Raw genomic sequence first — 13,043 nt, forward strand, 5'->3', positions numbered from 1 at the left:
CTTGACCCGCGATCAGCGGCGCATGGCCAACCGGTAATCCCCCGGCGTGGCCCCCACCACCTGCCTGAAGCGATTGCTGAAATGGCTGGCACTGGCAAACCCGCACGCCAATGCCACCTCGCCCAACGCCCCGTCGCCACAGCGCAGCAGCTGGCGTGCCCGGGCCAGGCGCCGCGCCAGCAGGTACTGGTGCGGCGGCAGGCCGAAGCTTGCGCGGAACATCCGTGCAAAGTGGTAGTGCGACAGGTTGCACAGCAACGCCAGCTCACCCAGGCTGATCGCCTGCTCCAGGTGCGCCTCGATGTAGTCGGCCAGGTGCCGGCGCTGATGCGTCGCCAACCCGCCCTTCAGGCGCAGCCCCCGACGCAGCCCCACCTGGTTGAGCACCGCATGGTCGAGAATCTCGTGGGCCAGGCTGCTGGTCAGCAGGCGCTCGCCGGGCTCGTCCCAGTTCAGCTCGATCAGCCGGCCAAAGCGCAGCGCCTGCTCCGGGTCGTCGATGAAGGTCGCTTCGTGCAGTTGCACCTCGCGCGGTTCGCGGTCCAGCAGGCGGGTGCAGGCCAGGGCGAACTGCGCCTGGCTGATGTACAGGTGCGCCAGGCGGATGCTGCCATTGATCACCCAGTTCGAGGCGTGCTCGGCCGGCAGGATGCACAGCTTGCCGGGCCCGCCCTTGGCGGCGGGGCGATCCCGGCGAAAGGTGCCGGTGCCGCCGGCGATATAGCACGACAGCGTGTGGTGGCTGGGCGCTTCGTAGTCGCGGGCGTCGTGGCGGTTGTTCCACAGGGCTGCGACCAGCTCGTCGCCGAGCTGCGCACTGTGTTCCAGGCGGGCATTGGGCGAGGCGTGCATGGCTTGAAAGACTTGCAACTGGTCCAGCGGCGTCATGGGGTCTACCTCTGTCGGCCATCCTACTCGCGGCCACCGGGCCTGACAGCCCCGCCCAGCAAAAAACCGCAAGTTTGTGCAAGCGCACGGGGCGGCCCGCGCCGGACACTGCAGGCTGTCGTGAGGAGTGCATGCCATGAACCTGTCGTTGTACCTGCTGACCGTGCTGATCTGGGGCACCACCTGGATCGCCCTGAAACTGCAACTGGGGGTGGTGGCCATCCCGGTGTCCATCGTCTATCGCTTTGCCCTGGCGGCGCTGGTGCTGTTTGCCGTGCTGTTGATCGGGCGGCGCCTGCAGGTGATGAACCGGCGCGGGCACCTGATCTGCCTGGCCCAGGGGCTGTGCCTGTTCTGCGTGAACTTCATGTGCTTTCTGACGGCCAGCCAGTGGATCCCCAGCGGCCTTATCGCGGTGGTGTTCTCCACCGCCACGCTATGGAACGCACTCAATGCGCGGGTGTTCTTCGGGCAGCAGGTGGCGGCCAACGTGCTGGCGGGTGGCGCGCTGGGGCTGGGCGGGTTGGGGCTGCTGTTCTGGCCGGAGCTGGCCGGGCATGCGGCCAGCCGCGAAACCCTGATCGGCCTGGGCCTGGCGTTGCTGGGTACGCTGTGTTTCTCGGCGGGCAACATGCTCTCGAGCCTGCAGCAGAAGGCCGGCTTGCGGCCGATGACCACCAATGCCTGGGGCATGCTCTACGGGGCCGGAATGCTGGCGCTGTACTGCGTGGTCAGCGGTATTCCGTTCGCGATGGAATGGAATGTGCGGTATGTGGGGTCGCTGCTGTACCTGGTGATCCCGGGGTCGGTGATCGGCTTTACCGCGTACCTGACGCTGGTGGGGCGCATGGGGCCGGAGCGTGCGGCGTACTGCACGGTGCTGTTCCCGCTGGTGGCGCTGAACGTGTCGGCGTTCTACGAGGGGTACCAGTGGACAGCGCCGGCGCTGGGCGGGCTGGTGCTGGTGATGCTGGGCAATGTGCTGGTGTTCCGGAAGGGGCGGGTGGTGACGCCTTCGCCGGCAAGGCCGGCGCCTACCAGGGCCGCGTAACCCTTGCAGGAGCCCGCCTTGCTGGCGAATGGCAGCCTTACTTCCACACCTGCGGGTTCACCAGGTCGCGCGGGCGCTCGCCCAGCAGTGCCGCGCGCAGGTTGTCGATGGCACGGTTGGCCATCGCCTCGCGGGTCTCGGCCGTGGCCGAGCCCACATGCGGCAAGGTCACCGCATTGGCCAGCTGGAACAGCGGCGATTCGCTCAGCGGCTCCTTCTCGTACACATCCAGCCCTGCACCGCGAATCGTGCCCTGCTGCAACGCCGCCACCAGCGCCGCCTCATCCACCACCGGCCCGCGCGACACGTTGACCAGAAACGCACTGGGTTTCATCAGCTTCAGTTCGCGCTCGCCAATCAGGTGCCTGGTGTTGGCCCCCAGCGGCACCACCAGGCACACGAAGTCGGCTTCGGCCAGCAGTTGATCCAGGCTGCGGTACTGCGCGCCCAGTTCCTGCTCCAGCGCGGTCTTGCGGCTGTTGCCGCTGTAGATCACCGGCATGTTGAAGCCGAACCGGCCACGCCGCGCAATCGCCGCGCCAATGTTGCCCAGCCCGACGATGCCCAGCGTCTTGCCATGCACGTCGCTGCCAAAGTGTGCCGGGCCCACGGTGGCTTTCCATTCGCCGGCCTTGGTCCAGGCGTCCAGCTCGGCCACCCGCCGCGCCGCGCTCATGATCAGCGCAAAGCCGAGGTCGGCGGTGCTTTCGGTGAGGACGTCAGGGGTGTTGGTAAGGGCGATGCCGCGCTGGTTGAAGTAGGCCAGGTCGTAGTTGTCGTAACCCACCGACACGCTCGACACCACCTGCAGCTGCTCAGCGTTGTGCAGCTGCGCTTCGCCCAGCTTGCGCCCCACCCCGATCAGGCCGTGGGCCTGGGGCAGCGCTTCGTTGAACTGGGCATTGATGTCGCCCAGCTTGGGGTTGGGCACGATCACGTTGAAGTCTTGCTGCAGATGCTCGACCATCGGGGCGGTGATGCGGCTGAAGGCCAGTACGGTCTTTTTCATCGGCGAACTCGCTGCGGGCAGGGGAGAATGGGTAGCACGCTATCATTCTCCGCCGCCCCTGTGCAGCAAGATTTCAGGTGGCGATGAGCAGCTCGTGGGTCTTGAGGTCGGCCTCGTGGGCCGCGAGGATCTCCGGCAGCGAGTTGCGCAGGTACTCGACCCAGGTCTTGATCTTCGCATCCAGGTACTGGCGCGAGGGGTAGATCGCGTACAGGTTCAGCTCCTGCAGGCGGTACTCGGGCATCACCCGTACCAGGCTGCCGTCGCGCAGGCCGTCGATGGCCGAGTAGATCGGCAGCACGCCCACGCCCATGCCGCTGCGGATCGCCGCCTTCATGGCATCGGCCGAGTTCACCTGGAAGGGCGCCTGGGTGATGTTCACCACCTCCTGGCCCTCGGGGCCGTCGAACAGCCATTTTTCCAGCGGGATCACCGGGCTCACCATGCGCAGGCAGGCGTGCTTGAGCAGGTCGGCCGGCTTGTGCGCCACGCCGTGGCGCTTCACGTATTCGGGCGAGGCGCACACGATGCTGTAGGTGATGCCCAGGCGCTGCGACACGAAACCCGAGTCCGGCAGCTCGCTGGCGAGCACGATGGACACGTCGTAGCCCTCGTCCAGCAGGTCGGGCACGCGGTTGGCCATGGTCAGGTCGAAGGTCACGTCGGGGTGGGTTTCGCGGTAGCGGGCGATGGCATCGATGACGAAATGCTGGCCCACGCCGGTCATCGAGTGCACCTTCAGTTGCCCGGCCGGGCGCGCATGCGCGTCGCTGGCCTCGGCCTCGGCTTCCTCCACATAGGTGAGGATCTGCTCGCAGCGCATCAGGTAGCGCTTGCCCGCTTCGGTCAGTGCGATGCGCCGGGTGGTGCGGTTGAGCAGGCGGGTTTGCAGGTGCGCTTCAAGATTGGAAACCGCCCGCGACACGTTCGCGGTGGTCGTATCCAGTTGCACGGCAGCGGCGGTGAAACTGCCGACTTGCGCGACGCAACTGAAAGCACGCATGTTTTGCAGGGTGTCCATGGGGCGCTCTCAAGGAAGACGACAGAATTGTGACATGAAGTAACCAAAGCAGTCTTCAGACTAAAGCCGGATTATCGCGGTTTTCGTAACAAAGATTCGCAGTAAAGCACGCTTATCGCCAGTGCGGCGGCCCCCTAGAATTGCGTCACCTAGCGTCATCCACCTTCTAGTCGGGAACTCGCAGCTGTGCCGCGTCGCATCATCAGAGCGCTGAATGCGCTCAGTGTCTGTGCCTTTAGCTTGACCTTGAGCGGCTGTATCGGAACCTGGGGCATCGCCCCGCAAAGCAAGACGCTGCAAGCCAATACCCTGACCACCGACGCGGCCATCCGAGCAGCCGCGCAGGATGCCCACTGGCCCGACCAGCAATGGTGGCAAGCCTATGGCGACCCGCAACTGGCGCGCTGGATCGCCCTGGCGCTCCAGGGCAGCCCGACCATGGCCATGGCCGCTGCCCGCGTGCGTGAAGCCAGGGCCATGGCCGGGGTGATCGAGGCCGACGAAAAACTGCAGGTCAACGGCCAGTCCAGCCTCAAGCGCCACAACTGGCCCGAAGACCAGTTCTATGGCCCCGGCGCGCTGTCCGGTGCCAACACCTGGGACAACAATGCCACCCTGGGCCTGAGCTATGCGCTGGACCTGTGGGGCCGCGAGCGCAATGCCAGCGAGCAGGCCGTGGACATGGCCCACATGAGCGTGGCCCAGGCGCGACAGGCGCAGCTCGAACTGCAGAACAACATCGTCAAGGTGTACATCCAGCTGTCGCTGCACTTTGCCCAGCGCGACATCGTCAAGGCCGAGCTGGCCCAGCAGGAGCAGATCCTGGCCCTGGCCGAACGGCGCCTGGCCGGCGGCATCGGCACCCATTTCGAAGTCAGCCAGGCGCAGACGCCGCTGCCCGAAACCCATCGCCAGCTCGACAGCCTCGATGAAGAAATCGCCCTGGCGCGCAACCAGCTGGCCGCGCTGGCCGGCAAGGGCCCGGGCGAGGGGGCGCAGTTGCAGCGGCCGAATCTCTCGTTGGCCACCGCGCTCAAGCTGCCGTCGGCGCTGCCTGCCGAGCTGGTGGGGCAGCGTCCCGACGTGGTTGCCAGCCGCTGGCAGGTGGCGGCCCAGGCGCGCGGTATCGATGTGGCGCATGCCGGCTTCTTCCCCAACGTCGACCTGGTCGGCGGGCTCGGCTTCATGGCCACCGGCGGCGGTGCGCTGGAGTTTCTCACCGGGCGCAAGTTCAACTACAACGTCGGCCCGGCCATCAGCCTGCCGGTGTTCGACGGTGGCCGCCTGCGCTCGCAACTGGGCGTGGCCTCGGCCGGCTACGACATCGCCGTGGCGCGCTACAACCAGACCGTGGTCGAGGCCCTCAAGGGGGTGTCCGACCAGTTGATCCGCCGCCACTCGATGGACGAGCAGCAGCACTTTGCCGCCGAGTCGGTGGCCTCGGCGCAGAAGACCTACGACATCGCCATGATCGCGTTCCAGCGCGGCCTCACCGACTACCTCAACGTGCTCAATGCGCAGACCCTGCTGTTTCGCCAGCAGCAGATCCAGCAGCAGGTGCAGGCCGCGCGCCTGACCGCGCATGCCGAACTGGTCACCGCCCTGGGCGGTGGGCTGGGCGCCGGCAACGATGTGCCGACGCCGGATAAGCAGGACGCACCGGCCACCCCGCGCACCCTGGCGGTGTTCGACAAATGAGCGCCATGACCCTGCCGTTTCGCTGGCTGGCATCACTTGAATGGCGTCGCGGCTTCTTCGAATGGGCGCGTAGCGACGGCGTCACCTGGGTGTACATCTTCAAGGTGCTGAGCGCGGCGTTTCTCACCCTGTGGCTGGCCATGCGACTGGAGCTGCCGCAGCCGCGCACCGCGATGATCACCGTGTTCATCGTGATGCAGTTGCAGAGCGGCCACGTGTTCGCCAAGAGCTTCTACCGCCTGCTCGGCACCCTGGCCGGTTCGTCGGTGATGGTCGCGCTGATCGCGATCTTCCCGCAGAACACCGAGCTGTTCCTGCCCAGCCTGGCGATCTGGGTGGGCATCTGCTCGGCGGGGGCGATGCGCTACCGCAACTTTCGCGCCTATGGCTTCGTGCTGGCCGGCTACACCGCGGCCATGGTCGGCCTGCCGGCCCTGCAGCACCCCGACGGTGCATTCATGGCGGCAGTGTGGCGGGTGCTGGAGATCTCCCTGGGCATCCTGGTGTCGACCCTGGTCAGCGCCGCGATCCTGCCGCAGTCGGCCAGTGCCTCGATGCGCAACGCCCTGTACCAGCGCTTTGGCGTGTTCGCCGGCTTCGTCGCCGAAGGCCTGCGCGGCGACAGCCAGCGCGACCGTTTCGAAAGCAGCAACGTGCGCTTCATCGCCGAGGCGGTGGGCCTGGAAAGCCTGCGCAGCGTGACCGCCTTCGAAGACCCGCACATGCGCCGACGCAACGGCCGCCTGGGCCGCATGAACAGCGAGTTCATGGCCATCACCACGCGCTTCAACGCCCTGCACCAACTGCTCGAGCGCCTGCGCCAGCGCGGCCCGCTGCAGATCGTCACGGCCATCGAGCCGGGCCTCGATGCCCTGGCCAACCTGCTCGACGGCTATGCCGGGCGCTCGCTGACCCACGCCGATGCCGCGCGCCTGGCCGAGCAACTGGCCGCCTACAAGGACGACCTGCCCGAGCGGGTACGCAGCCTGCGCGCCGCCTACCTCGACACCGCGCCCAGCGACGCCGACCTGCTCGACTTTCACACCGCCTACGAACTGCTGTACCGCTTCGTCGACGACCTGCACAGCTATGCCCAGACCCACGCCTCGCTGGCCGAGCACAGCCACGCCCGTGAGCAATGGGACGAACCCTACGTGGCCCAGACCAACTGGCTGGTGTCGCTGGCCGCCGGCGTGCGGGCCGCGTTCATCCTGCTGGTGCTGGGCAGCTTCTGGCTGGCCACGGCGTGGCCCAGCGGGGCCATGATGACCCTGATCGCGGCGGCCACCGTGGGCCTGTCGGCGGCCACCCCCAACCCCAAGCGCATGTCGTTCCAGATGGCCTGCGGCACCCTGTTCGGCGCGCTGGTGGGGTTCTTCGAAACCTTCTTCGTGTTCCCCTGGATCGACGGCTTCCCGCTGCTGTGCATGGTGCTGGCGCCGGTGTTCGTGGTGGGCGCGTTCCTGGCCTCGCGCCCGGCCTACGCCGGTTATGGCCTTGGCCTGCTGATCTTCTTCTCGACCGGCTCGGTGCCCGACAACCTCACCGTGTACAACCCCTACACCTTCGTCAACGACTACATCGCCATGGTCATCGGCATGCTGGTGTGCGCGGCGGCCGGGGCGATCATCCTGCCGCCCAACAGCCGCTGGCTGTGGAGCCGCCTGGAGCAGGACCTGCGCGGCCAGGTGCTGTTCGCCATCAGCGGGCGCCTGCGCGGGCTGGGCTCGGCGTTCGAGAGCCGCACCCGTGACCTGCTGCACCAGGCCTATGGCCTGGCCGTGGGCCAGCCCCAGGTGCAGAGCAAGCTGCTGCGCTGGATGTTCGTGGTGCTGGAGGTGGGCCACGCGATCATCGAGCTGCGCAAGGAACAGGCGATACTCCCGGTGCACCCGTGCTATGCCGAGTCCCAGCCCTGGCGCCAGGCCATCCGCGTGATGGGCCGGGCGCTGGCGCGGCTGTTCCTGCAGCCCACCGCCAGCAACCACGAGCGTGCGCTGGTGGCAGTGGACCATGCGATCAGCCGCGTGCAGGCCACCGACGAACCTTTTGCCCGGCACTTCGACACCTCGGCCCTGCGCCGGGTGCAGAGCTACCTGCACTTCATCCGTACCTCGCTGCTCGACCCACAATCGCCGCTGGCCCACCTGCCCGCGACGCAAGGACTGCCCGATGCCCCGTGAAATCGCCTTCCACGGCCTGTACATGCCGACCATGACCTTGATGTTCCTGTTCGCCGCAGGGCTTGCCTGGGGGCTGGACCGGTTCATTGCCGGGCATGACGGCTACCGTTTTTTCTGGCACCCGGCGCTGCTGCGCCTGTGCCTGTTCATTTGCCTCTTTGGCGCCATGGCGCTGACCGTCTACCGTTGAGACCCTAGTCGATGAAAAAGTTTTTCAGCCTGATCGCCACCTTGCTGGTACTGGCAGCTGCCGTGGCGATCGGCCGGCAATTGTGGGTGCAGTACATGAACACGCCCTGGACCCGCGACGGGCGGGTACGCGCCGACATCATCAACGTGGCCGCCGACGTGCCCGGCTATGTGGTGGACGTGCCGGTGCGCGACAACCAGCTGGTGAAGAAGGGCGACCTGCTGATCCAGATCGACCCCGAGCACTACGAGGTGGCGGTCAGGCAGGCGCAGGCGCTTGTAGCCTCGCGCAAGGCCACCTGGGAGATGCGCAAGGTCAATGCGCACCGGCGTGCCGACATGGACAACCTGGTGATCTCGCGGGAGAACCGCGACGACGCCAGCAACATCGCCAACTCGGCCCTGGCCGACTACCAGCAGGCCCAGGCGCAGCTGGCGGCGGCAGAGCTGGACCTCAAGCGCACGCGCATCCTGGCCACGGTGGACGGCTACGTGACCAACCTCAACGTGCACCGCGGCGACTATGCGCGCACCGGTGAGCCGAAGATGGCGGTGGTCGACAAGGACTCGTTCTGGGTCTACGGCTTCTTCGAGGAGACCAAGCTGCCGCATGTGAAGGTGGGCGATCAGGCCGACCTGCAGATGATGAGCGGCGAGGTGCTCAAGGGGCATGTGGAGAGCATCTCGCGCGGCATCTATGACCGCGACAACCCTGAAAGCCGCGAGCTGATCGCCGACGTCAACCCCACCTTCAACTGGGTGCGCCTGGCCCAGCGGGTACCGGTGCGCATTCACATCGACGAGGTGCCTGAAGGCTTCCTGCTGGCAGCGGGCACCACCTGCACGGTGGTGGTCAAGCCGCGCGATTGAGCGCGTGCCGCTGCCATGGCGAACGTTCAGCGGTGCATGAACTGCGGCTCGCGCTTCTCGGCGAAGGCGGCCATGCCTTCCTTCTGGTCCTCGATGGCGAAGGTGGAATGAAACAGCCGGCGCTCCTGGCGTACGCCTTCGCTCAAGGTGGTTTCGAAGGCGCCGTTCACCGCCTCCTTGGCCATCATTGCTACCGGCCCGGAGTAGCCGGCGATCCGCGCCGCGACACGCAAGGCTTCGTTGAGCAGCGCCGCGTCGCTCACCACCCGGCTCACCAGGCCGCAGCGCTCGGCTTCGTGGGCGTCCAGGGTGCGCCCGGTGAGCACCATGTCCATGGCCTTGGCCTTGCCGATGAAGTGCGCCAGGCGCTGGCTGCCGCCGGCACCGGGGATGGTCCCCAGCTTGATTTCCGGCTGGCCGAAGCGCGCGCTCTCGGCGGCGATGATGAAGTCGCACATCAGCGCCATCTCGCAGCCACCGCCCAGTGCGTAGCCGGCCACCGCGGCGATCACCGGTTTGCGAAAGCTGGCCAGGCGCTCCCAGTCCACGGTCACGAAGTCGCTGGTGTACACGTCGATGTAGTTGCGGTTGCGCATGGCCATGATGTCGGCCCCGGCGGCGAACACCGTGTCGGTGCCGGTCAGCACCACGGCGCGCACGCTGCGGTCCTGTTCCAGGCGGTCGAGCACGCCGGCCAGCTCCGCCGCCAGTTCGGCGCACAGGGCATTGAGCGACAGCGGCCGGTTGAGGCGAATCAGCGCCACCGCGTCAATCTGTTCCAGCAGCAGGTAATCGAGTTTCATCCGTGTAGTCTCGTTCAAGGGGTGAGTGCAAGGGGGCGTCAGAGATGACGCGCATCGACCAGTACCGGGCAACCGGCCTTGTCGATGACTTTGCTGCTGATCGAGGGGTCGAACATGCGGTCCAGCCGCGACAGGTGGCGGTGGCCCATCACGATCAGGTCGCTGCCCAGGCGCTTGGCCTCGGCGACGATGCTCGACACCGGGTCGCCATTGACCAGGTTGCCTTCGGTCTGGAAGCCGCGTTCGCGCAGGTGGGTCACCGCCTGCAGCATGCTCATGTCGGCCACCTGCTGTTCATGGCTGGCCGCCGGGTATTCGGTTTCGTCCTGCGGGCTGATGTGGCCGTCCTGTTCGGGCAGCGCGTAGGCACGGTCGACCGCCAGCAGCACATGCAGGCGATGACGGGTCTGCTCGCAGAACGTGCTGACGGTTTCCAGGATGCCGTGGCTGCGTGGCGAGCCATCGATGGCGATCAAAACGACGCTGTACATGGGGCAGGGTCCACTCACTGTGCAAAGAGCAGCATTCTTGAAAAAAGCATGCGGCGCGGTAAATGGTGCAGCGTGCAATGACTAGTTGCGCCACATGCAGGGGCTGTGAGCGCGGCGGAAACTGTTAAGCTTTGCCCCGGACTCAACGAAGCAATGAATGGATGCTTGCCATGCACTTTCCAGATATGAATTTGCTGGTCGCGCTGGATGCGCTGCTCGATGAAGGCAGTGTGGTCGGCGCGGCGCGGCGGATGAACCTGAGCCCCGCGGCCATGAGCCGTACCCTGACGCGCATTCGCCATGCGGTGGGTGACCCGATTCTGGTGCGCGCCGGCCGCGGCCTGGTGCCCACGCCCAAGGCCATGGCCCTGCGCAGTCAGGTGCGCAGCGTGGTGGAGCAGGCCAACCAGGTGTTCAGTTCCAGTGACGAGGTCGACCTGCAGAGCCTGGAGCGGGCCTTCAATCTGCGCGCCAACGATGTGTTCATCGCGCCCTTTGCCGCGCCCCTGCTGGAAACCATGCGCGAACAGGCGCCGCACACGGTGCTGCGCTTCGTGCCCGAAGGCGAGGGCGGCGACGAGGACGCCGCACTGCGCGACGGGCGCCTGGACCTGTACATCAGTGCCACGCGCAACCTCGGCCCCGAGATCAAGGTGCAGAGCCTGTTCTCCACCACCTTCGTCGGCCTGGCGCGGGTCGATCACCCGATCTTCGATGACGAGATCACCCCCGAGCGCTTCGCCGGCTACGAGCAGATCAGCGTGTCGCGCCGTGGCCGCGCCGCCGGCCCGATCGATGCGGCGCTGGCCGGCATGGGCCTGCAGCGGCGCGTGGCGCTGATCACCCCGAGCTTTCATTCGGCGATGTTCTCGCTGCCCGACTCCGAGTTGCTGCTGGCGCTACCCGAGCACGTGCTGATGAGCGTGGCCCGGCTCGGCCTGCCGCTGCGCTCGTTCCGCATCCCGATGGCGCTGGAGGCGGTGACCATCATGCAGGCCTGGCACCCGCGCTTCGACAACGACCCCGCCCACCGCTGGTTGCGCCAGACCCTCAAGGAGTGCTGCTCCAGGCACTACGCCTGAGCCCGGGGCAGGCACGCGTTATCGGTGGCTTTTGTGGATTGCGTTTGACGCAGCAATAAACTGCGAATATGTCAGTTTTCGTCATCTATTGGCCTCCATAGACTTGCCGGGTACTTAACTACCCGGAGTCCTCCTGCCATGTGTGTGCCTTTTTTCTGCCGTGCTTCAGCGCCTGTGGGCGGGGGCCGGCCATGACGTCGCTGGCGGCCCAGGCGCCCTTGGGGGCCACCCCGGCGCCCGCTGCGGCGCCTGCCAAACCGGCCGCCCCGGCTGCCTTCGGCCTGCGTATCGTGGTGGGCCTGGTCGGCGTGCTGCTGGCGGTGCTGTGCGCCGGCCTCAACGAGATGGTCACCAAGATGGCCCTGGCCGACATCCGTGGCGGGATGCACATCGGCGCCGACGAAGGGGCCTGGCTGGTGGCGCTGTACTCGGCCACCTCGGTGTCGGCCATGGCCTTTGCGCCCTGGTGCTCGGTGACCTTCTCGCTGCGCCGCTTCACCCTGTGTGCCATCGGTGCCTTTGCCGTACTGGGGCTGCTCTGCCCGTTTGCACCCAACCTCGAAAGCCTGATGCTGCTGCGCACCCTGCAAGGCCTTGCCGGGGGCGCGCTGCCGCCGATGCTGATGAGCGTGGCGCTGCGCTTTCTGCCCCCCGGCATCAAGCTCTACGGCCTGGCCGGCTACGCCCTGACCGCGACCTTCGGGCCGAGCCTGGGCCTGCCGCTGGCGGGCATGTGGACCGAGTATGTCGGCTGGCAGTGGGCGTTCTGGCAGATCATCCTGCCCTCGCTGGTGGCCATGGGCTGCGTGGCCTGGGGCCTGCCGCAGGACCCGTTGCGCCTGGAGCGCTTCAAGCAGTTCGACTGGCGCGGCCTGTTGCTGGGGCTGCCGGCCATCTGCTCGATCGTGATCGGCCTGTCCCAGGGCGACCGCATGGGCTGGTTCAACTCGCCGCTGATCTGCTGGCTGCTGGGCGGCGGGGTGGTGCTGCTGGTGCTGTTCATGATCAACGAATGGTCGCACCCGCTGCCGTTCTTCAAGCTGCAGATGCTGCGCAACCGCAACCTGACCCACGCCCTGATCACCCTGGGCGGGGTGCTGGTGGTGCTGTCGGCCGTGATCATCATCCCCACCAACTACCTGGCCCAGGTCCAGGGCTATCGGCCCGTGCACAGCGGCCCGGTGATGCTGCTGGTGGCGCTGCCGCAACTGCTGGCGCTGCCGCTGACCGCGGCGCTGTGCAACATCCGCGCGGTGGACTGCCGCTGGGTGCTGGCCATCGGCCTGGGCATGCTCGCCATGTCATGCCTGGGCGGCACACAGATCACCTCGCAGTGGGTGCGCGAAAACTTCTATGTGCTGCAACTGTTCCAGATCTTCGGCCAGCCGATGGCGGTGATCCCGCTGCTGATGCTCGCCACCGGCGGCATGACCCCGCAGGACGGCCCGTTCGCCTCGGCCTGGTTCAACACCATCAAGGGCCTGGCTTCGGTGGTGGCCGCCGGGGTGCTGGAGGCCCTGACCACGGTGCGCCGGCATTTCCACTCCAACATGCTGGTGGACAACCTGGGCAACTCGCCGCTGGCTGCCAGCGATGCGCCGGGGCTGGCCAGGCGCATCCATGAGCAGGCCGTGGTGCTGACCTCGGCCGACCTTTACCTGTGCATGGCGCTGCTGGCACTGGCGCTGATCGTGCTGATTCCCTTTGTGCCTACCCGGATCTACCCGCCGCGTGCAGTGGCCTAGTCCCGTCGAGAGA

General features: G+C 66.9%; 12 protein-coding genes. 7 read left to right on the forward strand and 5 right to left on the reverse strand.

Annotation, left to right across the window (positions count from 1 at the left end):
- Nucleotides 1–12: 12 nt before the first annotated feature.
- Nucleotides 13–888 carry an AraC family transcriptional regulator gene (locus NJH59_RS07020; protein WP_043859711.1) on the reverse strand — a complete coding sequence of 292 codons (876 nt, stop codon included), beginning with the start codon at nt 886–888 and terminating at the stop codon, nt 13–15.
- A gap of 136 nt (nt 889–1,024) precedes the next feature.
- Here NJH59_RS07020 and NJH59_RS07025 point away from each other — a divergent pair, with 136 nt between their 5' ends.
- Entirely contained in the window at nt 1,025–1,939 is a 915-nt protein-coding gene (locus NJH59_RS07025; RefSeq protein ID WP_054914866.1) for a DMT family transporter, read from the forward strand.
- Between the two features lie 37 nt (nt 1,940–1,976).
- Here the strand turns inward: NJH59_RS07025 and NJH59_RS07030 are convergent, their stop codons facing one another.
- On the reverse strand, nt 1,977–2,948 hold the full coding sequence (locus tag NJH59_RS07030; protein WP_253086581.1) for a D-glycerate dehydrogenase: 972 nt from the start codon (nt 2,946–2,948) through the stop codon (nt 1,977–1,979).
- Nucleotides 2,949–3,021: 73 nt separating this feature from the next.
- Complete coding sequence (locus NJH59_RS07035) at nt 3,022–3,969, reverse strand: LysR family transcriptional regulator (RefSeq protein ID WP_043860975.1); 948 nt, start codon at nt 3,967–3,969, stop codon at nt 3,022–3,024.
- A 186-nt stretch (nt 3,970–4,155) separates the two neighbouring features.
- Between NJH59_RS07035 and NJH59_RS07040 the strand changes: the two genes are divergently transcribed.
- From NJH59_RS07040 to NJH59_RS07055, 4 genes are read left to right on the forward strand one after another with little or no spacing between them, the layout of a single operon-like run.
- Nucleotides 4,156–5,667, forward strand: a complete 1,512-nt coding sequence (locus NJH59_RS07040) for an efflux transporter outer membrane subunit (protein ID WP_253086582.1) — start codon at nt 4,156–4,158, stop codon at nt 5,665–5,667.
- Nucleotides 5,664–7,850, forward strand: a complete 2,187-nt coding sequence (locus NJH59_RS07045; RefSeq protein WP_054914863.1) for an FUSC family protein — start codon at nt 5,664–5,666, stop codon at nt 7,848–7,850. Before NJH59_RS07040 ends, NJH59_RS07045 begins: the two co-directional genes overlap by 4 nt.
- Nucleotides 7,840–8,040, forward strand: a complete 201-nt coding sequence (locus NJH59_RS07050; RefSeq protein ID WP_043860978.1) for a DUF1656 domain-containing protein — start codon at nt 7,840–7,842, stop codon at nt 8,038–8,040. The genes NJH59_RS07045 and NJH59_RS07050 overlap by 11 nt, the downstream gene beginning before the upstream one ends.
- Nucleotides 8,041–8,051: 11 nt before the next feature.
- Nucleotides 8,052–8,909 carry an HlyD family secretion protein gene (locus NJH59_RS07055; protein ID WP_043860979.1) on the forward strand — a complete coding sequence of 286 codons (858 nt, stop codon included), beginning with the start codon at nt 8,052–8,054 and terminating at the stop codon, nt 8,907–8,909.
- 26 nt (nt 8,910–8,935) lie between these two features.
- On the opposite strand, the gene NJH59_RS07060 is transcribed toward NJH59_RS07055, so the two are convergent.
- On the reverse strand, nt 8,936–9,712 hold the full coding sequence (locus tag NJH59_RS07060; RefSeq protein WP_043860980.1) for an enoyl-CoA hydratase: 777 nt from the start codon (nt 9,710–9,712) through the stop codon (nt 8,936–8,938).
- 38 nt (nt 9,713–9,750) lie between these two features.
- Nucleotides 9,751–10,203: a universal stress protein gene (locus NJH59_RS07065; protein WP_043860981.1), complete on the reverse strand. Its 453-nt coding sequence runs from the start codon at nt 10,201–10,203 to the stop codon at nt 9,751–9,753.
- Nucleotides 10,204–10,373: 170 nt separating this feature from the next.
- On the opposite strand from NJH59_RS07065, the gene NJH59_RS07070 reads away from it, so the two are divergent.
- Both NJH59_RS07070 and NJH59_RS07075 read left to right on the forward strand, forming a co-directional pair.
- Entirely contained in the window at nt 10,374–11,285 is a 912-nt protein-coding gene (locus NJH59_RS07070) for a LysR family transcriptional regulator (RefSeq protein ID WP_043860982.1), read from the forward strand.
- Between the two features lie 191 nt (nt 11,286–11,476).
- Complete coding sequence (locus NJH59_RS07075; RefSeq protein WP_043860983.1) at nt 11,477–13,030, forward strand: MFS transporter; 1,554 nt, start codon at nt 11,477–11,479, stop codon at nt 13,028–13,030.
- Nucleotides 13,031–13,043: the final 13 nt, after the last annotated feature.

Source organism: Pseudomonas sp. VE 267-6A (genome assembly GCF_024126555.1).
Taxonomy (GTDB): Bacteria; Pseudomonadota; Gammaproteobacteria; order Pseudomonadales; family Pseudomonadaceae; genus Aquipseudomonas; species Aquipseudomonas palmensis.